The organism is Streptomyces sp. NPDC015125, from assembly GCF_043080045.1.
Classification (GTDB): Bacteria; Actinomycetota; Actinomycetes; order Streptomycetales; family Streptomycetaceae; genus Streptomyces.
Window position 1 is genome coordinate 1,010,678 of the sequence record NZ_JBIBVF010000001.1, and the last position, 25,222, is coordinate 1,035,899.

A 25,222-nucleotide genomic window follows, 5' to 3' on the forward strand; every position below is an offset into this window, starting at 1 on the left:
CGCCGTGCCCCCGGAGAGGGTGCCGGTCAGCGTCGGACCACCGCTGATGACGAAGGTGACCGTGCCCGTCGGCGTACCCGCACCCGGCGCAACCGGGGCCACCGTCGCCGTGAACGTCACCGACTGCCCGAAGACCGACGGATCCGGCGACGAGGTCACCGTGGTCGTGGTCGCCGCCTGGCCGACCGTCTGCGTGTCCGTGCCGCTGGAGGCGTTGAAATTTCCGTCCCCGCTGTAGGTCGCGGTGACCGTGTGCGTACCGGGGGAAAGAGCGCTGGTGGTGACGCTCGCCGTGCCCCCGGAGAGGGTGCCGGTCAGGGTCGGACCACCGCTGATGACGAAGGTGACCGTGCCGGTCGGGGTGCCCGCGCCCGGCGAGACCGGGGCCACCGTCGCCGTGAACGTCACCGGCTGGCCGACTGCCGACGGATCGGGCGCGGAGGTCACCGTGGTCGTCGTGGACGCCTTGTTGACGGTCTGGGTGTCCGTGCCGCTCGACCCGGCGAAGGTGCCGCTGCCGCTGTAGGTCGCCGTGACGGTATGGGAGCCCACGCTGAGGCTGCTGGTGGTGACGCTCGCCGTGCCGCCCGAGAGCGTGCCCGTCAGCGTGGGGCCGCCGGAGATCACGAAGGTCACCGTGCCGGTCGGCGTACCCGAACCGGGCGGGACGGGGGCGACTGTCGCCGTGAAGGTCACGGCCTGCCCGAAGACCGACGGGTCGGGGGACGAGGTGACGGTCGTGGTCGTCGGCAGCAGGGTCGCCTGCACCGTTTGTGTGTCGGTACCGGAGGACGGATTGAATTGGGCATTGCCGTTGTAGGTCGCGGTGATGGCGTGTGTGCCGACGCTGAGACTGCTGGTGGTGACGGTTGCGGTGCCGCCCGAGAGCGTGCCCGTCAGGGTGCCGCCCCCGCCACCGCCGATGACGAAGGTGACCGTGCCGGTCGGTGTGCCCGCCCCCGGCGCGACCGGCGCAACGGTGGCGGTGAGGGACACCAGCTGCCCGAAGGTCGACGGGTCCGGGGACGAGGTGACCGTCGTGGTCGTCGACGCCTTGGTCACCGTCACGGAGGTCAAGCCGCTGGACGGAGAGAACAGAGCGCTGCCGTTGTAAGTCGCGGTGATGGTATGAAAGCCGACGCTGATACCGCTGACGGTGACGGTCGCGGTGCCACCCACGAGTGTGCCCGTCACTGTGGGCCCGCCGGTGACGACGAAGGTGACCGTGCCGGTGGGTGTCCCCAGCCCCAGCGGGATGACAGTGGCGGTCAAGGTGACCGGCTGTCCGAAGACTGCTGGATTTGGTGACGCGGATGCCAAGGTGAAGGTGGGTGCCATGGAATGGCCCTCCGGATGGTGTGATGAGGGCGGGCCGTTCAGCTCCCCGTAGTGCATGACGCGCTGCGGGAAGTGGGCATCAACCTGGGGAGCAGGCTCGGTACTTACTGCCGACGGAGCTTCGCATCTGCGTACCGATGTCCTCCGCCAGGTTGGCAACCCGCCGGTCGAGAGCACCAGTAGGCGCGCGGATCAGGGCGCCGCGCCATAGCCGTCCCGCGCATTTACCCTGAATGGCGCAGCGCAGAGCGGCTCGCACGGCGCCCCGCGGCGCGCGCTGCGGGGCGCGGAGGCGACGGGCGTCGGTACGGGTGGCGAGCGATCAGCGCAGGGCAACGCCGAGAGCTGGTGCCGCACCACCTTCCACGTCGTTGCACAACAGCGCAGTTGCGAGGCGCCCATGCTCCGGTCGTTCGTCGTTCCTTCTCCCCCCCTCCTACTCCCCCGGCGGCAGCGCCCTGAGCAAGGCGTCCACGGCGCCCGCGAAGGAGTGGTCGGGCGGGGTGCCGTAAGCCACTACCAGTGCGTCGCGGGGGGCCGGTGGGGCGGTCGGGTCGTGGAAGCGGCTCAGGCCCTCCAGGGCGAGGCCCTGCCGGTGGGCGGCCCGGAGGATGGACTGTTCGGTGCCGGGCGGGAGTTCCAGTACGGCGTGCAGGCCGGCGGCGATGCCGGAGACACGGACCTGGGGTGCGTGGTCGGTCAGAGCGGCCACCAGTTGATCGCGGCGTCGTCGGTAGCGCAGCCGCATGCCGCGCAGATGGCGGTCGTAGGCGCCCGAGGAGAGGAACTCGGCGAGAGTGAGCTGGTCCAGCGCCCCGGACTGCCATTCGCCGGTGCCCTTGAGGGCGAGCACCGGATCGACCAGGCGTTCCGGAAGCACCATCCAGGCCAGCCGTAGCGCGGGGGCGAGGCTCTTGCTCGCGGTGCCCAGGTAGACGACGTGGTCGGGATCCAGGCCCTGGAGGGCGCCGACCGGCTTGCGGTCGTAGCGGAATTCGCCGTCGTAGTCGTCCTCCAGGATGAACCCGCCGGTGGCGCGCGCCCAGTTGATGGCGGCCGCCCGGCGGTCGGGGTGGAGCGGTACGCCGGTGGGGAACTGGTGGGCGGGGGTGAGGAGGGCCGCGCGTACGTCGTCGAGGGCGGTCAGCTCCTCGGTGCGGGCGCCGCGTTCATCCACGAGGAGCGGGACGGTGCGCAGGCCCGCGCGGGTGATGACGGCGCGGTGGAAGTCGAGGCCGTACGACTCGACGGCCAGCCGCCCGGCGCCCAGGACGCGGCTGAGCAGGGCCAGCCCCTGCAAGAAACCGGCGCAGATGACGATGCGGTCGGGGTCGGCGCGTACGCCGCGGGCGCGGGCGAGGTAGTCGGCGAGGACGGTGCGCAGCTCGGGGCGGCCGTAGGCGGTGTTGTAGCCGAAGGCCTCGCTGGGGGCGGTGGTCAGTGCGCGGCGGGCGGCGGCCAGCCAGGCGGTGCGAGGGAAGGCGGAGACATCGGGGGTGCCCGGGGTGAGGGCGAAGCGCGGCCGGTCGGCGCGGCCGGCCGGGCCCGGGGCACGCCGGGCGGCGGGCGTGGCCCGCGGCAGGACCCTCTCGGCGACCCGGGTGCCGGAGCCCTGGCGGGCGCTGAGCCAGCCCTCGGCGACCAGCTCGGCGTAGGCGTCGGCGACGGTGTTACGGGCGATGCCGAGGTCGGCGGCGAGCGAGCGGGAGGAGGGCAGCCGGGTGCCGGGGGCCAGGCGGCCGGACCGTACCGCGTCCCGCAGCGCCCGCAGCAGCGCGGCGCGCAGACCGCCGGGACCGGTGAGATCCAGGTGCAGATCACGCCCGAAAGTGGCCCAGGAATTCTCCATGGAAATGGACCATACAGCTATGCCATTGCCACCGTAGCGTCGTAGGCATGACGACACGGACAGCACAGCAGGCAGCCCAGCCCGCACCGCCCACTCCAGCAGCTCAACCCGCACCGCCCACTCCAGCAGCTCGGACACAGACAGCTCGGACACAGACAGCTCAGGCAACGCAGCCGGCACACGGGCACGGCCCCCGCCTGCCCTGGGCGAAGCTCGCGCCGGAGGTCTACAAGGCCATGATCGCGCTGGAGGTGGCGGCGAAGAAGGACCTCGACCCGACGCTGGTCGAGCTGGTGAAGATCCGTGCCTCGCAGCTCAATCACTGCGCGTTCTGCCTCGACATGCACGTCAAGGACGCCCGTGCGGCCGGCGAGACCGAGCAGCGGATCTACCTCCTCAACGCCTGGGAGGAGGCCGCCGACTTCTACTCCCCCAAGGAGCAAGCCGCCCTCGCCCTCACCGAAGCCGTCACCCTGCTCACCGAGGGCTTCGTTCCCGACGCCGTCTACGACCGTGCCGCCGCCCACTTCGACCAAGCCGAACTGGCCCACCTGATCGCGGTGATCACCACCATCAACGCCTGGAACCGCTTCGGCGTGTCCACCCGCCTGGCCCCGGGCCGGGCATGACCACCACGGACCGCCCCCTGGCCGCCACCGCACTGCGCGCCCTGCACCACGGGCCCGAACTGCCCCTGGTCCTCCCCGGCCCCTGGGACGCGGCCAGCGCCCGGGTGTTCGCGGACGCCGGCTTCCCGGCACTCGCCACCCCCAGTGCAGGCATCGCGGCCTCCCTCGGATACGAGGACGGCCGGACGCCGGCCGACGAGATGTTCGCAGCCGTCGCCCGGATCGTGCGGTCCGTGGACATCCCGGTCTCGGCCGATGTGGAGGCCGGATACGGGCTGTCCGCCGAGGAGTTGGTGGGCCGCCTCATGGACGCCGGGGTGGTGGGCTGCAACCTGGAGGACACCGACCCTGCCACCGGCGCCCTACGGGACCCGCAGGAACAGGCGGACTGGCTGGCCCGGGTACGGGCCGAGGCCGGCGAGGCGCTGGTGCTCAACGCCCGGATCGACACCTACCTGCACGGTGTCCAGGACACCGAGGAGGCGGTCCGGCGCGGCCGGCTGTACGCAGCCGCCGGCGCCGACTGCGTCTATCCGTTCCTCGCCCCGCCCCCGGAGCTGGCCGCCCTGGCCGCCGGTATCGGCCTCCCCGTCAATGCCGTGGTGACACCGGACGGCCCCACCCCGCGCGAACTCGGCGCCCTCGGCGCGGCCCGGATCACCTTCGGCCCCGGCCTCCAATGCCGGACGATGGCAGCGGTGGCCGGGATGGCGGAGCGGTTGCGGGAGGAGCTGGTGGCGGAGGACTGACGGCCCGCGGGAGCTGACGGCCCGCGGGGCTGACGGCCTGCGGGGGGGGCTGACGGCCCGCGGGGGGGGCTGACGGCCCGCGCCGCGCCCGCGAGCGCCGAACCCACGAGCCGAGCCCATGAGATCCGAGCCCATGAGGTCCGAGCCGGGGAGCGCCGCGCCCACCGCCCCCTACCGCTCGTCGGTCCCCGGTACCTTCCCCGTGCTGATGGCGATCCGGTTCCACGTGTTGATGGTGAAGATCAGCGCCAGCAGCCGGGCCAGCTCCGCCTCCTCGAAGTGGCGGGCGGCGCGCTCGTAGACCTCGTCCGGCACGCCCCCCTGAGCGACCAGCGTCACGGCCTCGGTGAGGGCCAGCGCCGCCCGCTCCTTCGCGGTGAAGAAGTGCGCCGCCTCCTCCCATACGGCCACCATGTGCAGCCGCTCCGCGCTCTCGCCCGCCTTGTGGGCGTCGGAGGTGTGCATATGGAGGCAGTACGCACACTTGTTGAGCTGCGAGGAGCGGATCTGGACCAGTTCGACCAGGGCGGGGTCCAAGCCCTCACGAGCCGCGGCATCGAAACCGATCAGCGCTTTGAAGGCCTTCGGTGCGGCCTGGGCGAAGTTCACCCTGGCGCTGCGGACCTCTGCGTCGTTGCTGTGCTCTTGAAGCGTCATGCCTTGAATCTAGAAGCACGGGCGACCGTCTGTAGGGTGCATTTCCATGCCGGAATCATGGGTCAATCTTGCCGAGAGCCTGGGCGCCGATCTGCATCTGGAGCTGACCGGAGCCGGCAGCCGCCGTGCCGTCCTCATCCGGGCGCTGCGGGACGCCGTACGGTCCGGCCGCCTGGCCCCCGGCACCCGTCTGCCGCCCTACCGCTCACTCGCCGCCGACCTCGGTATCGTCCGTAACACCGTCGCCGACGCCTACGCCGAACTGGTCGCCGAGGGCTGGCTCAGCGCCCGCCAGGGCTCCGGCACCCGCGTCGCCCGGCGGCACCTCCCGGACGGAGTCCGGGGGAGCACCGAGCCGCTGACGCCCGGCCGCGCCCCGGCCCACCGTGCCCAGGCGAGCCGCCCCACCCACAACCTCCTCCAGGGCCGGCCGGACGCCGCGTCCTTCCCGCGCACCGCCTGGCTCGCCGCCGCCCGCCGCGCACTGACCGCCGCCCCGCACGACGCCTTCGGCCCCGGCGACCCCCGTGGCCGCCCCGAACTGCGCCGCGCTCTCGCCGACTACCTGGCCCGCACCCGCGGCGTGCGCACCGACCCCGAACGCATCGTCATCTGCTCCGGCTTCGCCCACGCCCTGCGCCTGCTCCTGCCCGCCGTCCTCCCCGGCCCGCTCGCCGTCGAGTCCTACGGCCTCCCCTTCCACCGTCACCTCCTGACCACCACCGGCCTCCGCACCCACCCCCTCGACCTCGACGCACACGGCGCCGACACCGCGCAGTTGGCCCGACTCGACGGCATGGGCGCGGCCCTCCTCACCCCCGCCCACCAGTTCCCCACCGGCGTACCGCTCCACCCCGACCGCCGGACGGCCGCCATCAACTGGGCACGCGCCACCGGCGGGTTCATTTTGGAGGACGACTACGACGGCGAATTCCGCTACGACCGCAAGCCCGTCGGCGCCCTCCAGGGCCTCGATCCGGAGCGCGTCCTGCACATCGGCTCGGTCAGCAAGAGCCTGTCCCCCGCGGTGCGCCTGGGCTGGATGGTGCTCCCCGACCGTCTCGTCGACGCCGTACTGGAGGCCAAGGGCGAGCGCGAGGCCTGGGCCGGCGTCACCGACCAGCTCACCCTCGCGGAGTTCCTCACCCACGGCTCCTACGACCGGCACATCCGCCGTATGCGCCAGCGCTACCGCAGACGCCGCGACCAGCTGATCGACGCGGTGACCACCCACGCGCCGGACCTCACCGTCACCGGCATCTCCGCCGGACTGCACGCCGTCCTCCAACTCCCCGACGACGCGGCCGAGTCGGATGAACACACGGCCCTGCGCGCCGCCCGCCGGCAGGGCCTGGCCCTCGACGGCCTCTCCGGCTACCGCCACCCCGCCGCCACCATGCCGCCCCGTCACGGCCTGGTCATCGGCTACGCAACACCCACCGACAGCGCCTTCCCCGGCGCCCTGGCGGCGCTGTGCCGGGCCTTGTTGCCGCCGAAGGCTCGGAGCTAGCTCATTCGGCGCCGGAGAGCATCGCTGAGAAGTGCAGGGCAAGGGCGCACGCGCGGGTAGTACTGGATTCCTGCGGACTCGGAAATCCCGGAGAAGGAGCGCCAACCATGATCCTCCCGAAGGTCCGGGACCCCCGCTTCGTGACGATCCGCCGCGGTGGGACCCTCACTGATGCGGATCACCATCTCCTCGCTCTCTGGGCGGCATCTTGTGCGGAGCACGTCCTTGGCCTCTTCGAGTCGGCTCGGCCCGAGGACCCACGGCCGCGTCAGGCGATCGAGCATGCCCGCGCCTGGGTGCGTGGCGAGGTCAGGATGATGCAGGCTCGCGCGGCGGGAGGCCATGCCATGGGCGCGGCCCGAGACCTGCGTGGTGCAGCCCGGCATGCCGCGTACGCCGCCGGCCAGGCCGGGGTCGTCGCACACGTCGCCGCACACGAGCTCGGTGCGGCCGCCTATGCGATCAAGGCCGCACGCGCTGCCGCGCCGGAGGGCGAGGGCGAGGCCGCAGGGCGACGCGAGTGCCAATGGCAGCGTGACCAGCTCCCGGCGGAGATTCGCGAGCTCGTGCTTGACGACCAGCGATTGCGGAACGGCATCTGCTGGTCGGTGTTCGACTGCTGAGCGCGCGTCGGGGCACCTGCACCGTCCACCCGGCGATGACCGCCGCCGGCATCTCTCGGTCTTCGAACCCGCACGGCGGGCCGTGCGCGGCCCACCAGCCCGACCGCCTCTGCCGGGCGGCCAGGCTGCCGGCGAACCTGTTCGCGGCCGGCTGCTGACTCGTCCTCGACGATGCGCACTTCACCCGCCGCGGCTACGGAGACGACGCTGCCGACGACACACCGGGAGCCGGCCCGCCTCGCCTCCCGGCCTCCGCCTCCCGGCCTCCGCCTCCCGGCTCCCGGCCCTCGCCTACCGACTCCCGGCCCTCGCCTACCGGTTCGCGAACTTCTGGCTGATGTCGTGGAAGACCCGCTCGGCCTCCGGGCCGAGGTGCGGACCGGCCAGCCAGGTGTGGGCGTTGGAGCTGATCGAGGTGTTGGACACCAGCGTCAGCTTGCCGCCGTGGTTGACGAACCAGCCGCCGCCGGAGGTGCCGCCGGTCATGTTGCAGCCGATGCGGTTCATGGCGGGTGTGCCCTGCTGCATGACGAGGCGGCCGGGGCGGGCCGGGCAGTTCATCATGCGCGCGCCGTCGAACGGCGGCGCCGCCGGATAGCCGAAGGCGTCCAGGGAGGCGATGCGGTCGGCGGAGGGAGTGTCGAACGCGACCCGGGCGGCGTTCCCCACGGTCTCCTGGAGCGACTTGCCGCCGCCGTTCTCCGGCTTCACGTGCAGCACCGCGAAGTCGTAGGCGGAGCCGCCGTTGCCGGTGTGCTGGCTGCCCATGTTGATCCACTCACCGGACGTGGTGATCCAGTCGGCCCAGAACCGGCCGTACGGGGTGACCTGCTGGGAGGGGGCGCCGCTGACCTGGTTCATCGCCACGCCGTTGTCGTTGTAGGACGGCACGAAGACGATGTTGCGCATCCAGCCGCCCTGCTTGCCGGAGTGCACGCAGTGGCCCGCGGTCCACACCAGGTTGGACTTGCCCGGGTGCGCGGGGTCCTCGACGATCGTGCCGGAGCAGACCATCGGGCCCTTCGGGCTGTCGAAGAAGATCTTTCCGACCGGTGCCATGTGCTGGTGGTACGGGCGGGCGACCTGCTTGGCGGTGATGGGCTGCGGCTCGGGGTCCGTGGCGTCGAACTCGCTGCCCGCGCCGGTGGCCTTCACCCCGATCTCGGGCGAGTTCTTCGCCTTGGCCAGCCGGTCCGACTTCCAGTGGTCCTTGATGACCGGGTTGGCGAAGTCCGACGCCTTGCGGGCCCACTTGTCCCAGTTCTGCCAACCGCCGTCCTTCCACTTCTTCAGATCGTCCAGGCTGGTCGGCATGCCCTTGGGGATCTGGAGCCCCCCGTCACCCTGGCCTTTCTGGTCGGCGGCACCCGAAGCGGCGGCCTTGTCGTCACTGGGGCCGCAGGCGGTGACGGTGCCCGTGAGCAGCGCGACCAGTGCCGCGGCCGCGGCGGTGGAGCGGCGGATGGATGGCATCGAGCGAAGTCCCCCTGCTAGGCGGCGGCGCCGGGCGAGCAGCGCGCCGTAATTGTCATGTCCCTCATCGGGCTGCGCTCTACTATGCCGTGGCGCCAAGACCGCCGGGCAGCCAGGTCCCGGCGTCCCGACGTCCCGGCGCCCCGGCGTCACAGGGTCACAGCGTCACAGCGTCACAGCGGACAACAGGACGGGACGGAGCAAAGGGTGAGACACCGGCAGTCGTTGGGGCGGGAGTTCGGTTGGCTGTGGGCCGCGTACGCCGCCAGCGCCGCCGGGACCTGGCTTTCGCTCGATGCGTTCCCGCTCATCGCCGTGCTGGTGCTGCACAGCGGAACGGCGCAGGTGTCCGTGCTGTCCGCGGCAGGCCTGGCGGTGGGGGCGTTGATCGCGATCCCGCTGGGGCCGTGGGTGGAGTTCCGTCGTAAACGGCCGGTCATGGTGGGTATGGACCTGCTCCGGTTCACGGCGTTGCTGACCGTGCCCGCCGCGTACGCGCTCGGCGGGTTGAGCTTCGCCCAGCTCGTCGTCGTATCGGTGATCGTCGCGGCTGCCAACATCGTGTTCACCGCCGCGAGCGGCGCGTATCTGAAGGCCCTGGTGAGGCCCGACGACCTCTTGGTGGCCAACGGCAGGTTCGAAACCACCACTTGGACGGCCACCGCGCTCGGTCCGCCCCTGGGGGGTGTCGCCATCGGGGTGTTCGGGCCGTTGACGACGGTGGCGGCGAACGCGGTCAGCTTCCTGCTCTCCGCACTCGGGATCCGGGCGATCGGCGGCCAGGAAGCGCAGGCGCCGGGCCGCCCCGCCCAGCGGTTCACCATGGCCGACGTCGTTGAGGGCTGGCGCTACATCCTGGGCCACCCCCACCTGCGGCCGCTGTTCTTCAACACCGGCCTGGTGAACGGGCTGATCATGGCGACCATGCCGCTGCTGACCGTCCTCCTCCTGCACGACCTTGGCTTTGCACCGTGGCAGTACGGCCTGGCCTTCGGTGTGTCGTGCATCGGCGGCCTCGTCGGCTCACGGCTCGCCCGGCCCTTGGTCACGAGGTTCGGACAGCACCGGGTACTGCTCACCGCCGGCGCCCTGCGGGCGTGCTGGTCCGTGGGGCTGGGGTTCATCGGTCCCGGCCCCTCGGGGCTCGCCCTCCTCATCGTTGTCGAGTTCGGCCTGATCCTGTGCATGGGCATCTTCACCCCGGTGTTCGCCACCTACCGGCTCGCCCACACCGCCACCGACCGCGTGACCCGCACCCTGACGGCGTGGTCCATCACGAGCAGCACCACCACCGCGGCCCTGACGGCGTGCTGGGGACTGCTCGCCGGCCTCACCGGCACCCGCACCGCCATCGTCCTTGCCGGTGCGCTCCTCCTGTGCACTCCTCTGCTGCTGCCCCGCCGCGCACCCGCGCCGCAGGCCGCCCCTCGGGAGCCCGTTGGGGAGCAGGCGTGACCCGCGGCGCCTCGCTGCTGAACGACGCCCGGTCCAGCTGTCCCGCCGAGTGACGCACGGCGGGCGCGGCCCCGGTTCCTGGCTCAGAGCGGCCGGTGGTCGGCGCGGGCTTCGGCGGCGGACTTCAGGTTGCGCAGCCATGCTTCGAGGCCCTCGCGGAGGATCTTGGTCGCGGTGGGAACGTCCGCTTCGACCTGGGCGCCGGTGTGGGTCTCCTCGGTACTCACCCGGACGCCGCCCTTGACCTTGGTGAAGTTCCATACGTGGACACCGTCGATGCGCAGCCCTTCGCCGATCGCCGGGCCGGTCCAGCGGAGGCACGAGTGGCCCTTGATCTGCCGGACGGTCGAGGTGATCTCCAGACTGGTGGCGGGAGTCGAGGGGTTGGGGGGTACCGGGGTCGTCCACCGGAATGCCGAACCCTTGCGGAACGGGCCGTGGTCGAGGCGTTGCACGGTCTCGACGGGGGCCTGCCAGGACGGCCAGTGCTCCACGTCGGTCTGCAGCTTCCAGACGGTGCGCAGCGGGGCATGGATCACGGTCTCGGTCCGGTGGCGGACGAGAGCGTCGGGGTCGACGCCCTTCCCCCGGCAGGTGAGGGACGTGCCGGGGTGGGAGGGGTGAGAGATGCGGGAGGTGGGGGAGCCGGCCGCCCCCGCGGGTACGGCGGCGGTGCCAAGGAGGCCGAGAGCGAGCGGGACGGCGAACAGGGCGGCGCGGAAGCCGGTGCTCCGGGAGCCAGTGTGACGGAAGCCGGTGCTGCGGAAGCCGGTGCTGCGGAAGCCGGACATGGAGTTCCCCTCTGTCGGTCGGGGGTGTGAGCGCTGCCCGTCCGGCGGGGGCGCGACCACACCGCACGCATTCGGACTACAACCTCACACCTTCGTTAGCACTTATAACGCCACCCAGAGCGGCAGGTCAACAGTTGCGTGATAACCTCTAACCAACTCTTGAAGATATATCCGGATGCATGGGGACGGTGACAGGCCATGGCGACGACGGGCGCGAACACCCCGCGGGAGCGCTATCGGGCCCAGGTGCGGGCAGAGATCACGGAACGCGCCTGGGAGCAGATCGCCACGGCGGGGGCGTCCGCGCTCTCCCTCAACGCGATCGCCAAGCAGATGGGCATGAGCGGACCGGCGCTCTACCGCTACTTCGCCAGCCGCGACGACCTGATCACCGAACTCGTCCGGGAGGCGTACCGAAGCCTCGCCGAGACCCTCCGCGCGGCCTCCACCGATGGCGCCGACCTGGCCGGGCTGGCACACGCCCTGCGCGACTGGGCCCTGGCGGACCCGCAGCGGTACTTCCTCGTCTACGGCACCCCCGTCCCCGGCTACCACGCGCCCGAGGACACCACCGCCATCTCCTCCGAGATCATGACGACCCTGGTCGACGCGTGCACGGAGCTCGCCCCGGAAGACGCCACGACGCCCTTCGACACCTACCTGGCGGACCACCGGGACTGGGCCGCCGGCCACCCCGCCCCACCCGCGGCCCTCCACCGGTTCCTGACCTTCTGGACCCGCCTGCACGGCGTCCTGTCGCTGGAACTCGCCGGCCACTTCACCGGCATGAACCTCGACCCCGCCCTGCTCTTCACGGCCGAACTGGACGACCTGCTGGCACCACGGTCCTGAGGTCGCACGCGGCGCGGCCTAGGCGTCGTGCGCATACCAGCGGAGCTCGACGATATTGCCGTCCGGGTCGCTGACGTACAGGGACTCACCCTCGCCGCGGGCGCCGAAGCGCGGCCCGGGGCCGTCGACCACCGTGAACTCGCCCGAGTCGATGACCTCCTGCCAGTCGACGGGCTCGACGACCAGGCAGAGGTGGTCGACGTTGGAGCCCTCGCGGGGCCCCTGGGCGAGGTCGATGATGGTCGTCGGGCTCACGCGCACGGAGGGGAAGGGCACCTCGCCCGCACGCCAGGCGTCGACGCGGACCGGCTCCAGACCGAGCCGGCCGCAGTAGAAGTCGAGCGAGCGGTCGACGTCGGAGACGTTCAGGACGAGATGGTCGAAGGCAGTGACGCGCATGGGAGCTCCTCTGGGGGCGCCCGGCTGGGACAGAGCGCCGTCGGTGGTTTCACGACGAACGTATCTGCCCGATCAGGGAGTCCGGATCGGCCGTTGGTCCCGGTCCTGGTCCATCGGTCCTGCTACTCCGGTCCTGGTCCGCTGGCCCTGGTCCGCCGCCCCTGAACCGCCGTTCCTGAACCCCCGGCCCTGGCCCACCAGTCCTGAACCGCTGGTCCGGCCTAACCCTCCTCGCGCAGCACCAGGCCGAGCAGCCCCGGAAAGCGGGCGTCGAACTCCTCGCGGCGCAGGCGGTTGAGGCGCTTGGGGCCCTGGTCGCGCTGTTCCACCAGGCCCGCGGCACGCAGTACGCCGAAGTGGTGGCTCAATGCGGCCTTGCCGACCTCAACCCGGAAGCTGCCGCAGCTGTGCGATCAGTCGGCGGAAGCCGCCAACTCGCGGACCAGCTGGAGTCGTACGGGGTCGGCGAGGGCGGCGAGGGCGGACTCGACGGGGACGTCCTCGGGGTGGGTGTGCACCGGCTCGGCGCGGTGGCTACTGCGATCCGACATTCCTCGATCCCCCTTGATCGCTCTTGCTTGATCGCTCTTGCTTGATCGCTCTTGCCGAGCGTTCGATCCAGATCACACAGTTGGAGTGTTCGCATCCCATTGAACACTCGTGAGGGGTGTGTGCTGTCATGCGTGCGGTGGAGTTCCAGGAGTACGGCGGTCCTGAGTCCTGAGGATCGTGGAGACCGACGTTCCCGAGCCGGGGCCCGGGCAGGTGAGTATCGATGTCGCCTACGCCGGGGTGAACTTCGCCGATCTCAAGGCCCGCGCCGAGGGCTACCGCGTCCCGGCCCTGCCCTTCCGGCCGGGCCTGGAAGCACCGCGGTCTCTGTCGACGGCGGTAACGCTGTCGCTGTGGTCATGGCTACCCCTCTTGCGAGATGGACACCGCCCTATGGTCGACCCACAGGGCGGGTGGCGCCTATCACTCGTGGGAGTGTGGCGGCCGGTCCTCCTCGTTCACGGCGTCGGGGACCAGGAAGGCTCGAATGGGCGGCCGCTCATCGCTGCCGATCGCGACCCGGGCCGTCTTCATGGCCTTCACGACCTCGGCATACTTCGGGTTGATCCACTCCATGGCAGTCCTCTCCGTCCGCGAACTTGAAGGCTAGCGCTAGCCCTTCGGCTTGGGCTGGATGATGATCGGCCGCTCTCGGGGCTCGGAGTGCTGGCACTGCGCGGCCACCGAGACCAGCTCGCCGTCCGGCGGGCCCCACAGGTCCACGTCCACGCTGTACCCGGCCTCTTCGATCAGGGCCATGGTGCGATCCATGATGTCCTGGTCGTAGCGGGTGGGGTCGGGCTCCTCGGGCCGGTGGTGGATGAAGGCTCCCAGCCGGCCGCACAGTTCGGCATAGACCTGCGTGTGCAGGATGAGCGCGTGCCAGCCGGCATCGACCACGCGCGAGGGAACGAGGCGGGCGGCGGGGAAAGTGGCGCAGGCCGCGACGAACGCGAGAGCCTCTTCGAGGATCACCGAGGCGTCGTCCGCCTCGACGTCGGGGTTGTCGGTCCGGATGGTGGAGCAGACGGCGGCGAACTGCTCCTCGCTGAGTAACGATCGTGCAGACTGGCCCATGTGGTTCTCCAATCGGTGAGGTGATGCCTCGCTGTGGAGGCCCGAACCCGTCCCGGCCGCGCTGTCCGGCCAAGGAACCGGCCGGGACGGGGGTCTAGGTGTGCGGTCGGCCGCCGGTGTCGGGGGGACGGGGCGGCGGCCGACGTATCCCGCAGCGCCGTGCGCGGGGGTCTCAGCGCTGCGGGGGCTTCAGGGGCGCAGCCTCTCGGGCTCGCCGGGGAGGGGGACACCGGCGCGCCGCGCGAGGATGCGCGCGACGCCGTCCGGGATGGGCGGCCCGACCGGGCCGGGTGCGCAGGCGCCGCAGCACGTGACCGTGCGCGCGGGCCCGGTGGCGGTGTCGATCTCCACGAGTCGAAGGTCGAGGGTGGCCCCGCAACCGCAGCGGCTATCCATGACCACCCCCGGCGCTGCCGACGGCGATCACGAAAACGATCGCGGCAAGGCACGTCCAGTACGTGACGATGCGTCGCTGCCGGCGCGTCACGGCCGCCTCCCCACCAGCAATGTGCGGCCAAGCCGGTCCGACTCGCCGAACGTCGTTGCGGTCCAGCCGCCCGCCGTGAGGATGCGCGTCTGGAATGCGAGCCGTTCCGTGTCGTCGGCGGAGAGGCGGCCCCAGTTGTGCACCAGGCAGAGCACATCCCGCTCCGCCGCCGCCTCCCGCATCGCGGTGAGCAGCGCGTCCAGCTTCGGGCGCTGCGCGGTCAGGGCGTCGTCACCGCGGTCGATCCAGCGGCCAGCCACGCTCCAGCCCATGCGGTCCACGTAGCTGTCGCAGCCGAGCAGCCGCATCTCCAGATGCCGGACGAAGCGCGACGCGCACCGGTCGTAGACGAAGGCCACCGGAGCCATGGGCGCGGTCACGGGCGGACCGCCGTGGTGTGCATGGCCAGCAGGTACTGGACGTCGCGGGCGATGCCAGCCACCTGTGCGTGGGCCGCGAGCGTGTCAGGCCGGAGCGGCTGCCCGGCCCGCTCCCCGATCCCGGTCAGCCGCGCGGCCACCTGGTGTGCAAGAACGCTGTCCTGCGGCAGCCGAGCCTGATCCGCGCGCACCAGGGGGAGGAGGAGGGCGGTGTGCCCTCGCAGTTCCTCCTGTGCGGCGGTGAGTTCGTCCAGCGCAGGCCGGGCGGCACCCAGGCGCAGCGCCCGGCGGATCGCCTCGCTGATGCTCTCTGCGTCGACCGGCACCTCATGGGTCAGGTCGGGCGTGATGCCCGGCGGACTGTCCATTCCCTGCTCCGATCTTTTCGCGATGGACAGAGCGTGCTCCCAACGCGACAGATCAGGAATGACCAACAAGGGTTACCGAGGCGGTAATAGACTCGTTTCCGGTGCAGCACGACAATCGCTCGTGCCTAGGATCGCTCCGGAAGAGGGCCCTATGGACGCCCCCGTAAACCCGCTCGCTCCCGATGTGTTATCGCGTGACGACCTGCGCCGTGCACTCGACGAGCATGACTTTGCAGCCGCTTTCGCCCTGATCAAGAAGTGGGGCGGTCTGAGCCAAAACCGCATCGCCTCAGCATGCGATCTCACCCCGGGCAAGGTGTCCAACATCATCTCGGGACGCCATCAAATCACCTCAATCACCGTCATCCGTCGTATCGCCGACGGCCTCGGTATCCCCGGTGATCTGCTCGGCCTTGCCCCTCGCCCTTGGGAGGCACAAGCCCGGCACCATCCTTCCCCGCCGCCCGCCGAGGATCGCCAGCCCTCCGAGGAGGTGCCGTGGCGTCCTGACGCCACAGTCGGCCTGGCCGACCACCTAACGAGGAGCGATCTCGTGATGAACCGCCGTGCCGCTGCACGCGCTCTGTCCGCTGCGGCCATTACCGGCGCCGCGCTGCTCGACACCCTTGAGGGGTGGCTACAGCCCGCCAGCGCCGAACGCCGACCCCGGCGCCAAGGCCGGCTCGGAACGCTGGACCTTGACGACCTGGAGACCACCGCTCGTACCTTCCGCGCGTGGGATCACCAGTTCGGCGGGGGCCTGCGCCGAAAGGCGGTCCTCGGTCAGCTCAACGAGGTGGCATCTGCCCTTGATGAGCACCAGAGCCCAGTCATCGAGCAACGTCTCTACGGCGTCATGGCTCAACTCGCGGGTACGGCGGCCACCATGGCATGGGACTCCGGGCACCAACGCCGTGCACAGGACTACTACCTCGTAGCGCTCCGGTCCGCACATGCCGCCAGCGACGCTGCCTTTGGAGCCAACGTGCTGGCCGGCATGGCGCGGCAAGTGCTCTACGCCGGTCGCCCGCATGATGCTCTGGAACTGATCCGTCTGGCGCAGGACGGTGTCCGCACCACGGCGGGGCCACGGCTGCGCGCGATGCTTCACACGCGCGAGGCGTGGGCGTATGCGGCTATGGGGCGGCACGCAGCTTTCCGCCGCGCGAGCGGACAGGCTGGCGAGGCACTGGCCGGAGCCGGGCCAGGCGAGCCGTACTGGATTGACTACTTCGACAGCGCCGAACTCGCTGGCGTCACCGGCGGCCGACTTCTCGACCTGGCTCGCCAAGACCCCCGCACGCACGCGCCCACCGCGGCGCAGGAGATTCGCACGGCCCTCGACCTGCGCGGGCCGGAAGCCAGTCGAAGCCACGCCCTCGACTGGATCGGCCTTGCAGAATGCGGATTCCTGGCGGGCGATATCACCGAGGCAGTGGAAAGCACCCATCGCGCCGTGGGTGCTGCCGCTCGAACTCAATCAGGCCGGGTCCGCAAGCAACTTGCCCAGCTCTACCCGTATACGGTCGGCAGGGACGCCCCCGGCCCGCTACGCGAGGCCCGGGACCATATCCGCGAGCTGCTGGCGACGTAGGGAGATACTGAGAGCATGACCACCATCGCCGTAACGGGGCATATGGACCTCGCACAGAGCACGGTGCCGCTGGTTCAAGAGGCGCTGCGGAACCTGCTCCGCGAATACCGCGACGGTGAGTTGATTGGGGTCACCTGTCTCGCCCGCGGTTCGGACACGTTGTTCGCTGAGGCGGTCGTCGAGGCTGGTGGGCGCCTGGTCGTGGTCGTGCCCTCGCGGGACTACCGGCAGGTGAAGGTGAAGCCTGACCACGCCCCCGCGTTCGATCGGCTGTCCGCCGCTGCGGACGTGGTGACCATGCCGTACGACACAGCGAATCGGGACGCGTATGAAGCGGCCAACGGAGAGCTGCTGAAGCGCGCCGACCGGCTCGTTGCCGTGTGGGACGGCGTCCCGCCGTCAGGCAAGGGGGGCGGCACAGCGGACACCGTCGAGCAGGCGCGCAGCGTCGGGGTCCCTGTGGACGTCGTGTGGCCGAGTGGGGCCCAGCGCGGCAAGTAGGGGCCGTTCGCGTGACGCCTGCGAATAGGGGGGCGGCTGTCGGTGCTGAGCTGTACCGTTCGCCCATGGCCACCCCTGTTACGCCTGATGAGGCGAACGAGGCGATACGCGCCTTCATGACCGAGCGGGCCGGTCGCCCGCTCTGGTCCGACGAACAGGCCCAGTACGAGCAGCTGCTCGACGACTGGTCCACTGCCGTCCATGCCCACACCGTCGCGTCCGCGTGAGCCCTACTGCCGCCGCCGATCAGGCGCAAGCACCGCGGGCGGGCTGGTGGCGCCCGGCGTCGGCTCGGGTGACGGATACGGTGCGCCATTCCGCCGGCACACCAACGCGTCTGGACCGCCAGCCGCAACCTGCAGCGAGCAGCCACTCGGGCAGGTCTGCCCGTTCCGTCCGTCCGCACCACCGCGGCCGTCCGAGCCGTCCGAGCCGTCTTTGCCCGGCTGTCCGGCAGGACCAGCAGGCCCCGCCGGGCCGGGTACGGATGAGTCCGCGCCCGCCTTCCCGTTCGTGCCGTCCTTGCCGTTGCTGCCGGGGGTGCCGTCCTTACCCGTCGCCCCGGACGGCCCGGCCGGGCCGGGTTTGCCCTGCGGTCCCGTCGAGCCGCGGGGGCCAGGAATAGGCACCGGCACCCGCGCACGGTCGGGAAGACCCCTCACGGCCTTCGATGGGTCCGGCGCCACCGGCGTTTCCCCCTCGTCTCCGGGCGCATTCGCGCGGTCGGCGCGGAGGTCGACGGGCTCCGGCCGGGGCAGGAGGTCGCGGCGCTCACGGACGGCGGCGCGTATGCGGATACCGTGGTCGCCGCCGCGGCGAGCGTGTTCCCGCTTCCGCAGGGGGTGAGCCTGCGCACCGCGGCCACCTTGCCGACGGTGCTGCCCACCGCGCATGCCCTGGTGCACGAGGTGGGCCGGCTGCGGGCCGGCGAGACCGTGCTGGTGCAGGGTGCGGCGGGCGGGATCGGCACGGTCGCGGGCCAGTTGGCGAAGGCGGCCGGGGCGGGTGCCGTCTACGGCGTCGTATCGGATGCGTCGAAGGCGGAGCACGCACGCACCTACGGCTACGACGAGGTGTTCGTCGGCCCGGACTTCGACGAGGAGGTGCGGCGGGCCACGGGCGGGCGGGGCGTCGATCTCGCCCTGGACCCCGTCGGCGGTGACACCTTCCGGCGCAGCCTGGAGGCACTTGCCGTCTTCGGCCGCCTGGTGTCGTTCGGTCATGCGAGTTCCGCCGAGCCCTGGCAGGTGGGCCAGCCCGAGCTGTACCCGCGCGGGCGCTCGGTCGCCGGGTTCTCCATCCTGGCGCTGGCCCAGACGGCGCCGGAGGCGCTGCGCGCACTGGCCGGGCGGGCTTTCCGTACGGTCGCCGAAGGGGGCGTGGAACTCCCCGTGACGGCGGAGTTCCCGCTCGCCGAAGCTGCCGGGGCGCACCGGCTCCTCGGCAGTCGCAAGAGCACCGGGAAGCTGCTGCTGCGGGTGGGGTGACACGGGGAACGGGGAACGGGGAACAGGAAACGGAGAACAGGGAAGGCGCGGGGCGGGTGAGGCAGGGGCCAGGGGGCTCCCGCGCTCGTCGCCTCCCTCGCGCCCGGCGGGCGGGCCTCCTACCGCCGCGCCGGTCTGGGGTCCCGGTATGCGGAGGGGTGTGGTCTGCCGGCTGCTCCGTAGCGGTACTCCTGGAGCTGTTCCGCTGTCGGGTACCACTGTTTGTCGCAACGGCAGCACCACCAGCGCCAGTTGTCCCAGTCGGTGTCGGTGTGCGTGGTGTCCTTCCACAGCACGTCGTGGCAGTCGGGCGTGGGGCAGGTCGGCGGCAGCGACATGGCGGGCCTTTCGTCGGTGGCGGCTGCCCAGCCTTCTGCGCCTGCCGCCGCGCCGTGCGGCGGTTCGCCGCCCGCCACCCGAACGGGTAAGGGCCCTGCGGTACCCGGCAGGGGGACCGAGGACCCGACCGGGCCGGAACGCGCTCGCGGGCAGTCGCACACCCTGTGCGACTGCCCGCGAGATCCCGCTGTGCCCTTGCGGCGGCTACGCCCTTGCGGCCGCTACTTCTTGGGCAGCCACTTCTTCCAGACGTCCGGGTGCTTCTCCACCCAGCGCTTGGCCGCCTCGTCGGCGGACAGACCGCCCGAGGCAATCGACTCGGAGACCTCGTTCTGGTCGTCCTTGGTCCACTTGAAGTTCTTCAGGAACGCCGCGGCACTGCCGCCCTTCTTGGCGAATTCCGTGTTGAAGAACTTCTGCAGCGGGGTGGTCGGATAGGCGCAGTCGATGGACTTGGGATCCTTGGCGCCCTTGGCCGCGCAGGCATCGGTGTACTTGGGCAGCTTGACCTCTTCCATCGGCACCTGGTTGAAGAGCCACTGCGGCTCGTACCAGTACGTCAGGAAGGGCTTCTTCTCCTTGGCGAACTGCTGGATCTGGGTGATCTGCGCCGCCTCGGAGCCCGCGAAGACGACCTCGTAGTCCAGCCCGAGGTTCTTCACCAGCGCCTTGTCGTTGGTGACGTAGGACGGCGAACCGTCCATCAGCTGCCCCTTGTTGCCGCTCTCCGACGTACGGAGCTGCTTGGCGAACTTGTTGAGGTTCTTCCAGTTCTTGACCTCGGGGTGCTTGTCGGCCCAGTACTTGGGGACGAACCAGCCGATATGCCCGGTGACGCCGTTGCCGCCGCCCGCGGTGATCGTCTTCTTGTCCTTGACGTACCGCTTCTCCTGGTCGGGGTGGCCCCAGTCCTCCAGGATCGCGTCGACCCGGCCCTGGCTGAGGGCGTCCCAGGCGGGAATCTCGTCCACCTGGACGGTGTCGACGTGGTAGCCCATCTTGTGTTCGAGCAGGTACTTGGCGACCGCGACATTGGACTGGGCGCCGACCCAGGTCTGCACCGAGAGGGTGACCGACTTGGAGCCCTTGGCCGCCGCGAACGGCGAGGACTGCTTGGTCATGTCGGCCTTGCCGCAGGAGGACAAGGAGAGGGAGAGGACCGCCGCGCCGGCCAGCGCGGCCGCCCCGAGGGTCATGGTGCGCTTACGGGACATGGTCAGGCTCCCTTCCCCGTCGTGCGGCGTTCCGTGGGCTGGGTGACCCGGTCGAGCATCAGGCCCAGGCACACGATGGCCACACCCGCGACCAGGCCGAGGCCCAGGTCTCCGGTGGCGAGGCCGGTGACGACGTCGTAGCCGAGGGCACCGCCGCCGACCAGGCCGCCGATGATGACGACGGCGAGGACCATGACCACGCCCTGGTTGACGGCCAGCAGCAGCGAGGGCCGGGCCAGGGGGAGCTGGACCTGGCGGAGGATCTGCCAGCGGGTGGCGCCCAGCGAGCGGGCGGACTCCATGGCGGAGGGGTCCACCTGGCGCAGGCCCTGGGTGGTGATCCGGATGACGGCCGGGAGGGCGTAGACCACGGCAGCGGCGGCGGCCGGGGCGCGGCCCACGGCGAAGAGCGCCACGACCGGGATCAGGTACACGAACTGCGGCATGGTCTGCATGACGTCCAGGACCGGGCGCAGGATCGCTTCGAAGCGCTTGCTGCCCGCTGCCAGGATGCCGACGCCGAAGCCCAGCACCAAGGTCACCGCCAGGGCGGCGAGGACCTGGGAGAGGGTGTTCATCGACGGCTTCCAGACGCCCAGGACGCCGATGGCGGCCATCGCGAGGACGGCGGTCAGGGCGGTGCGCCAGGTGCCGATGAGCCAGGCCAGCGCGGCGACGATGAGCAGCGCGCCGTACCAGGGCAGTGCCGTCAGGCCGTCCCGCAGCGGGTTGAGCACCCAGTCGGTGAAGTGCGCGGCCCAGTCGGCGGTGCCGCCGACGACGGGAACACCGGAGTAGAGGTGGTCGACCATCCACTCCTTGAAGTCGTTGACGGGGCGGGCCAGATCAACGGCCCAGGCGTCCGGCCAGACCAGGGAGCCGGACAGCCGGCCGACGAGGGCGAGGAGGGCGGTGACCGCCGCGACGCCCGCCCAGGCCAGCCGGCCGCGCAGCCACTTCGGGCCGGTGGCCGCGGTGTCGGCGCCGAGACGCTCACCGGCCGCGGCCGTGGTGCGGTCCATGACGATGGCCAGCAGCACGATCGGGATGGCGGCGGAGAGCGCGGCGCCGACGTCGACCGAGGCGAGCGCCTGGTAGACGCGGTCACCGAGACCGGCGGCGCCGATCATCGAGGCGATGACGACCATGCCCAGCGCCATCATGATCGTCTGGTTGACGCCGAGGAGGAGTTCCTTGCGGGCCAGCGGCAGGCGGGCGGTCAGCAGCCGCTGCCGGCCGGTGGCGCCGAGCGAGGAGACGGCCTCCAGGACGCCGGGGTCGGCGCCGCGCAGGCCGAGCGCGGTCAGCCGGGCCATCGGCGGAGCCGCGTAGATGACGGTGGCCAGCAGCGCGGCGGGGACGCCGATGCCGAAGACCAGCACGACGGGGAGGAGGTAGGCGAAGGCAGGCAGGACCTGCATGGTGTCCAGGACCGGGCGGAGCATCCTGAACAGGCGCTCGGAGAGGCCGGCCGCCAGGCCCAGCAGGCCGCCGACCACGACCGAGACGACGACCGCCACGACCATCAGCGCGAACGTCTGCATGGTGGGGACCCACATGCCGAGCAGGCCGCTGACCAGGAAGGAGATCAGGGCGGTGGCGGCGATGCGGAGGCCGGCCACCCGCCAGGCGAGCAGCGTGACACCGGCCGTGACGCCGGTCCAGCCGAGGGCGAGCAGCAGCAGGTAGACACCGCGTACCGAGATCACCACGGCGTTGCTGAGGTGACCGAGGAAGTAGACGAACAGCCAGTGGCTGTCACGGTTGTCGATGATCCAGTCGCTGGTCTTGCCGAGCGGACCGGAGACATCGACGGTCAGCGACGACGGCCAGGCGGCGCCGTACTTGGCCTGCAGCAGCGGGACGAGGACCGCCGCGGCGAGCACCAGCAGCAGGAGCTTGCTCAGGGCGCGGAGCTGCAGTACGGCCCGCAGGGGGCCGGGCCGTACGGCATCGCTCAGCGGGCGCGTCGCAAGGGGAGGCGTGGAGAAGAAGGTCATGCTCGCCCCCGCTTCACGGTGCCGGTGGGCATGTTCAGGGCGGCGCAGCGCTGGGCCTCACGCCAGTGGCGCAGCAGGCTGGCGCGCAGCCGGGCCCGCGGCGTGGCCGCCGGAGCTCTGGAGCCGACGGCGCGCACGGCGCCGCGGTGGGTGGTGGCGGCGTACATCAGGCGGCCACCTCGTCGTGCTGCGGGCCGTCGAGCCGGGCGACCACGTTCAGCAGGCAGGCGTGGTCGACGATGCCCAGGCAGCGGCCGTCGTCGACGACGCGGGCGGCACCGCCGGAGCGGACGACGGCCTCGATGGCGTCGGAGATAAGGGTGTCGGGGGCCAGCGCCGGGCCCTGGTCGGCCTCGCCGTCCTCGGCCGGGCGCATCGCGCGGCGCACCGTCAGCACCTGCTCGCGCGGGACGTCGCGGACGAAGTCGCGGACGTAGTCGTCGGCCGGGGAGCCGACGATCTCCTCGGGGGTGCCGAGCTGGACGATCTCGCCGTCGCGCATCAGGGCGATCCGGTCGCCCAGGCGCAGCGCCTCGCTCAGGTCGTGGGTGATGAAGACCATCGTCCGGCCCTCCTCGCGGTGCAGGCGGACGACCTCTTCCTGCATATCGCGGCGGATAAGCGGGTCGAGCGCGCTGAAGGGCTCGTCGAAGAGGAGGACCTGGGGGTCGACGGCGAGGGCGCGGGCCAGGCCGACGCGCTGCTGCTGGCCGCCGGAGAGCTGGCCGGGGCGGCGCTTCTCCATCCCGGCCAGGCCGACCTTGTCGACCATCTCGTTGGCCTTCTCGCGGCGCTCCGCCTTGCCCATGCCCTGGATCTCCAGGCCGTAGGCGACGTTGTCGACGACGGTGCGGTGCGGCAACAGGCCGAAGTGCTGGAAGACCATGGCGGCACGGCGGCGGCGCAGTTCGCGCAGCGCGGTGCGGTCCATGGCGCGGACGTCCTCGCCATCCATCTCCAGGTCACCGCTGGTCGGCTCGATCAGCCGGGTCAGACACCGCACGAGGGTGGACTTGCCGGAGCCGGACAGGCCCATGACGACGAAGACCTCGCCCTTGTGGACGTCGAAGGAGACATCGCGGACGGCGGCCACACAGCCGGTCTGCTCGCGCAGCTCCTGGGCGCTCAGTGTGGCGACCGAGGAGTCGTCGGGGATGCTCTCGGCTTTGGGGCCGAAGACCTTCCAGAGGTGGCGGACGGAGAAGACGACCTCACGGCCGTCCGCTGCGGAGGCGGACTCGGGCGTGCGGGCGTTGGGTATCTCGGATGCGCCGGCGGCGGTGGTAGCCATCACGCATCACCTCCTTGGGTCGGAGCCTTGTGGAGCAGTTCGGCGCACTTCTCCCCCACCATGAGCACGCCCAGCATCGGGTTGACGGCGGGCATCGTCGGGAAGACGGAGGCGTCGGCGATACGGATGCCGGCCAGCCCGCGGATCTTCAACTCGGGGTCGACCACGGCCAGTTGGTCATCGGCGGCGCCCATCTTGCAGGTACCGGCCGGGTGGTAGACGGTGTGGGCCGCCTTGCGCACCAGCTCGCTGATCTCCGCGTCGTCGGTGACCTCGGGGCCGGGGAAGACCTCGCGCTTGAGCCACTTCTTGAACGGCTCGGCCTGGGCGACCTTGCGGGCCAGCTTGATGCCGTCGACGAGGGTGTCGCCGTCGTAGTCGACCCCGTTCTCGTCGTACTCGAAGTACTTGAAGTCGAGGGCGGGCTTGACCTCGGGGTCGGCGGAGGTGAGGTAGAGGCGGCCGCGGGAGCGGGACTTGGGGATGTTCGGCGTCATCGACACCCCGTGCTCGGGGCGCTCGTAGCCCAGCCGCTCGGGGTTGTCGGTGAACGGAATTTGGTAGAAGTGGAACATCAGGTCGGGGCCCTTGTGCTCCGGGTCCCGCTTGACGAACAGACCCGCGTCGGAGTCCATCGCGGAGTTGCCCGGGATCGGTCCGTCGGTCTCCCAGACGATCACCGACTCGGGGTGGTCGATCAGGTTCTCGCCGACCCCCGGCAGGTCGAGCACACAGGGCAGACCCAGCGCTTCCAGGTCCTTCCGCGGCCCGATGCCGGAGTGCATCAGCAGCCGCGGGGTGTCGACGGCGCCGGCGCACACCAGCACCTCGCGGGCGGCCTCGACGTAGACCTCCTCGCCGTCCTTCGTGCGGACGTGGACGCCCTTGGCGGTGGTCCCGTCCAGCTCCAGCTTGTGCGCCCAGGTCTCCAGCATCAGCGTGAGGTTCGGGCGGTCGCCGGCCTCGATGTGCGGGTGGAGGTAGGCGACCGACGCGGAGGAGCGCTTGTTGTTCTCCGGGTGGTAGGAGAGGTCGAAGAAGCCGACGCCCTCCTCGAAGGGCTGGTCGTTGAAGCCGACGACCTCGGGGACGCCGAGGGCGGTCTTGGTGGCCTCGATCCAGTCGGTGGCGATCTGGTTCTGGTCCTTCTTGGCCACCCGCACGATGTTGTTGCGCAGTTTGCCGAAGTAGGGGTCCATGTGCGTGGCGCCCCAGCCGGCCGCGCCCGCCGCTTCCCACTCGTCCCAGTCGGACGGCAGCGGCTTGAACGAGATCAGCGTGTTGTGCGAGGAGCACCCGCCGAGGACCTTGGCGCGGCTGTGCAGGATGTGCGAGTTGCCGCGCGGCTGCTCGGTGGTCGTGTACTCGTAGTCCAGGTCGCCGCCGAGCAGACCGAGCCACTTGCGCAGTGTCAGGACGTCCTCGCGGTCGATGTCGGACGGACCGCCCTCGATGACAGCGACCGTGACGTCCGGGTCCTCGGTGAGGCGGGAGGCGATGACGGAACCGGCGGTGCCACCGCCGACAACGACATAGTCATACACAGGCATTGGGGGTGCTCCTTCTTACAACGTGCGTGGTGCGGGTGGTGCCAGGTGACGGGCGGG

General features: G+C 71.1%; 26 protein-coding genes and 3 pseudogenes. 11 read left to right on the forward strand and 18 right to left on the reverse strand.

Annotated features, from left to right (window positions below; genetic code table 11):
• Together ACF088_RS04415 and ACF088_RS04420 are read right to left on the reverse strand one after the other, a co-directional pair.
• Positions 1-1,272, reverse strand: a 1,272-nt coding sequence (locus ACF088_RS04415; protein ID WP_392373848.1) for an Ig-like domain repeat protein, incomplete at its 3' end; no start/stop codon positions are given.
• A 502-nt stretch (positions 1,273-1,774) separates the two neighbouring features.
• The gene (locus ACF088_RS04420) at positions 1,775-3,187 is read right to left on the reverse strand and encodes a PLP-dependent aminotransferase family protein (protein WP_392373849.1); all 1,413 of its coding nucleotides are present in this window, start codon (positions 3,185-3,187) and stop codon (positions 1,775-1,777) included.
• 47 nt (positions 3,188-3,234) lie between these two features.
• On the opposite strand from ACF088_RS04420, the gene ACF088_RS04425 reads away from it, so the two are divergent.
• Both ACF088_RS04425 and ACF088_RS04430 read left to right on the forward strand, forming a co-directional pair.
• A complete protein-coding gene (locus ACF088_RS04425) occupies positions 3,235-3,816 on the forward strand; it encodes a carboxymuconolactone decarboxylase family protein (protein ID WP_392373850.1) in 582 nt (193 codons plus the stop codon).
• Positions 3,813-4,565: an isocitrate lyase/phosphoenolpyruvate mutase family protein gene (locus ACF088_RS04430; protein ID WP_392373851.1), complete on the forward strand. Its 753-nt coding sequence runs from the start codon at positions 3,813-3,815 to the stop codon at positions 4,563-4,565. Before ACF088_RS04425 ends, ACF088_RS04430 begins: the two co-directional genes overlap by 4 nt.
• A 171-nt stretch (positions 4,566-4,736) precedes the next feature.
• Here the strand turns inward: ACF088_RS04430 and ACF088_RS04435 are convergent, their stop codons facing one another.
• A complete protein-coding gene (locus tag ACF088_RS04435; RefSeq protein ID WP_392373852.1) occupies positions 4,737-5,222 on the reverse strand; it encodes a carboxymuconolactone decarboxylase family protein in 486 nt (161 codons plus the stop codon).
• 46 nt (positions 5,223-5,268) lie between these two features.
• On the opposite strand from ACF088_RS04435, the gene ACF088_RS04440 reads away from it, so the two are divergent.
• Together ACF088_RS04440 and ACF088_RS04445 are read left to right on the forward strand one after the other, a co-directional pair.
• A complete protein-coding gene (locus ACF088_RS04440; protein ID WP_392373853.1) occupies positions 5,269-6,732 on the forward strand; it encodes a PLP-dependent aminotransferase family protein in 1,464 nt (487 codons plus the stop codon).
• Positions 6,733-6,839: 107 nt separating this feature from the next.
• Positions 6,840-7,355: a putative immunity protein gene (locus tag ACF088_RS04445; RefSeq protein WP_392373854.1), complete on the forward strand. Its 516-nt coding sequence runs from the start codon at positions 6,840-6,842 to the stop codon at positions 7,353-7,355.
• 312 nt (positions 7,356-7,667) lie between these two features.
• Here ACF088_RS04445 and ACF088_RS04450 read toward each other — a convergent pair whose 3' ends face one another.
• Entirely contained in the window at positions 7,668-8,828 is a 1,161-nt protein-coding gene (locus ACF088_RS04450; protein ID WP_392373855.1) for a trypsin-like serine peptidase, read from the reverse strand.
• A 207-nt stretch (positions 8,829-9,035) separates the two neighbouring features.
• Between ACF088_RS04450 and ACF088_RS04455 the strand changes: the two genes are divergently transcribed.
• A complete protein-coding gene (locus ACF088_RS04455; RefSeq protein ID WP_392373856.1) occupies positions 9,036-10,283 on the forward strand; it encodes an MFS transporter in 1,248 nt (415 codons plus the stop codon).
• An 83-nt stretch (positions 10,284-10,366) separates the two neighbouring features.
• Here ACF088_RS04455 and ACF088_RS04460 read toward each other — a convergent pair whose 3' ends face one another.
• Entirely contained in the window at positions 10,367-11,074 is a 708-nt protein-coding gene (locus ACF088_RS04460; protein WP_392373857.1) for an SRPBCC family protein, read from the reverse strand.
• Positions 11,075-11,272: 198 nt separating this feature from the next.
• Here ACF088_RS04460 and ACF088_RS04465 point away from each other — a divergent pair, with 198 nt between their 5' ends.
• Positions 11,273-11,926, forward strand: a complete 654-nt coding sequence (locus ACF088_RS04465; protein ID WP_392373858.1) for a TetR/AcrR family transcriptional regulator — start codon at positions 11,273-11,275, stop codon at positions 11,924-11,926.
• 18 nt (positions 11,927-11,944) lie between these two features.
• On the opposite strand, the gene ACF088_RS04470 is transcribed toward ACF088_RS04465, so the two are convergent.
• The gene (locus tag ACF088_RS04470; RefSeq protein WP_392373859.1) at positions 11,945-12,325 is read right to left on the reverse strand and encodes a VOC family protein; all 381 of its coding nucleotides are present in this window, start codon (positions 12,323-12,325) and stop codon (positions 11,945-11,947) included.
• A gap of 221 nt (positions 12,326-12,546) precedes the next feature.
• Positions 12,547-12,876: pseudogene (locus ACF088_RS04475) on the reverse strand (ArsR/SmtB family transcription factor).
• Positions 12,877-13,004: 128 nt separating this feature from the next.
• Between ACF088_RS04475 and ACF088_RS04480 the strand changes: the two are divergent.
• Positions 13,005-13,192: pseudogene (locus ACF088_RS04480) on the forward strand (quinone oxidoreductase); the annotation flags it as partial.
• 108 nt (positions 13,193-13,300) lie between these two features.
• On the opposite strand, the gene ACF088_RS04485 reads toward ACF088_RS04480, so the two are convergent.
• From ACF088_RS04485 to ACF088_RS04505, 5 genes are all read right to left on the reverse strand, one after another.
• On the reverse strand, positions 13,301-13,453 hold the full coding sequence (locus ACF088_RS04485; protein WP_392374007.1) for a hypothetical protein: 153 nt from the start codon (positions 13,451-13,453) through the stop codon (positions 13,301-13,303).
• A gap of 36 nt (positions 13,454-13,489) precedes the next feature.
• Positions 13,490-13,954: a glycine-rich domain-containing protein gene (locus ACF088_RS04490; protein WP_392373860.1), complete on the reverse strand. Its 465-nt coding sequence runs from the start codon at positions 13,952-13,954 to the stop codon at positions 13,490-13,492.
• Positions 13,955-14,143: 189 nt separating this feature from the next.
• The gene (locus ACF088_RS04495; RefSeq protein WP_392373861.1) at positions 14,144-14,305 is read right to left on the reverse strand and encodes a hypothetical protein; all 162 of its coding nucleotides are present in this window, start codon (positions 14,303-14,305) and stop codon (positions 14,144-14,146) included.
• Positions 14,306-14,437: 132 nt separating this feature from the next.
• Positions 14,438-14,821 carry a hypothetical protein gene (locus tag ACF088_RS04500; RefSeq protein WP_392373862.1) on the reverse strand — a complete coding sequence of 128 codons (384 nt, stop codon included), beginning with the start codon at positions 14,819-14,821 and terminating at the stop codon, positions 14,438-14,440.
• Entirely contained in the window at positions 14,818-15,189 is a 372-nt protein-coding gene (locus ACF088_RS04505) for a DUF6415 family natural product biosynthesis protein (protein WP_392373863.1), read from the reverse strand. Before ACF088_RS04505 ends, ACF088_RS04500 begins: the two co-directional genes overlap by 4 nt.
• 151 nt (positions 15,190-15,340) lie before the next feature.
• Here ACF088_RS04505 and ACF088_RS04510 point away from each other — a divergent pair, with 151 nt between their 5' ends.
• The 4 genes and pseudogenes from ACF088_RS04510 to ACF088_RS04525 all read left to right on the forward strand — a co-directional run.
• Positions 15,341-16,783: a helix-turn-helix domain-containing protein gene (locus tag ACF088_RS04510; protein WP_392373864.1), complete on the forward strand. Its 1,443-nt coding sequence runs from the start codon at positions 15,341-15,343 to the stop codon at positions 16,781-16,783.
• Between the two features lie 15 nt (positions 16,784-16,798).
• Entirely contained in the window at positions 16,799-17,284 is a 486-nt protein-coding gene (locus ACF088_RS04515; RefSeq protein ID WP_392373865.1) for a hypothetical protein, read from the forward strand.
• 65 nt (positions 17,285-17,349) lie between these two features.
• On the forward strand, positions 17,350-17,511 hold the full coding sequence (locus ACF088_RS04520; protein ID WP_392373866.1) for a hypothetical protein: 162 nt from the start codon (positions 17,350-17,352) through the stop codon (positions 17,509-17,511).
• Positions 17,512-17,985: 474 nt separating this feature from the next.
• Positions 17,986-18,771 (forward strand): annotated as a pseudogene (locus ACF088_RS04525) (zinc-binding dehydrogenase); the annotation flags it as partial.
• Between the two features lie 119 nt (positions 18,772-18,890).
• Here ACF088_RS04525 and ACF088_RS04530 read toward each other — a convergent pair.
• From ACF088_RS04530 to ACF088_RS04555, 6 genes are all read right to left on the reverse strand, one after another.
• Positions 18,891-19,109, reverse strand: coding sequence for a hypothetical protein (locus tag ACF088_RS04530; protein ID WP_392373867.1), 219 nt, complete (start codon positions 19,107-19,109; stop codon positions 18,891-18,893).
• Between the two features lie 222 nt (positions 19,110-19,331).
• Positions 19,332-20,324 carry an ABC transporter substrate-binding protein gene (locus ACF088_RS04535; RefSeq protein ID WP_392373868.1) on the reverse strand — a complete coding sequence of 331 codons (993 nt, stop codon included), beginning with the start codon at positions 20,322-20,324 and terminating at the stop codon, positions 19,332-19,334.
• 2 nt (positions 20,325-20,326) lie between these two features.
• A complete protein-coding gene (locus tag ACF088_RS04540; protein ID WP_392373869.1) occupies positions 20,327-22,324 on the reverse strand; it encodes an ABC transporter permease in 1,998 nt (665 codons plus the stop codon).
• Complete coding sequence (locus ACF088_RS04545) at positions 22,321-22,491, reverse strand: hypothetical protein (RefSeq protein WP_361124007.1); 171 nt, start codon at positions 22,489-22,491, stop codon at positions 22,321-22,323. Before ACF088_RS04545 ends, ACF088_RS04540 begins: the two co-directional genes overlap by 4 nt.
• Positions 22,491-23,615, reverse strand: coding sequence for a glycine betaine/L-proline ABC transporter ATP-binding protein (locus ACF088_RS04550; protein ID WP_392373870.1), 1,125 nt, complete (start codon positions 23,613-23,615; stop codon positions 22,491-22,493). The genes ACF088_RS04545 and ACF088_RS04550 overlap by 1 nt, the downstream gene beginning before the upstream one ends.
• Positions 23,615-25,165: a GMC family oxidoreductase gene (locus ACF088_RS04555; RefSeq protein WP_392373871.1), complete on the reverse strand. Its 1,551-nt coding sequence runs from the start codon at positions 25,163-25,165 to the stop codon at positions 23,615-23,617. Before ACF088_RS04555 ends, ACF088_RS04550 begins: the two co-directional genes overlap by 1 nt.
• Positions 25,166-25,222 lie beyond the last annotated feature (57 nt).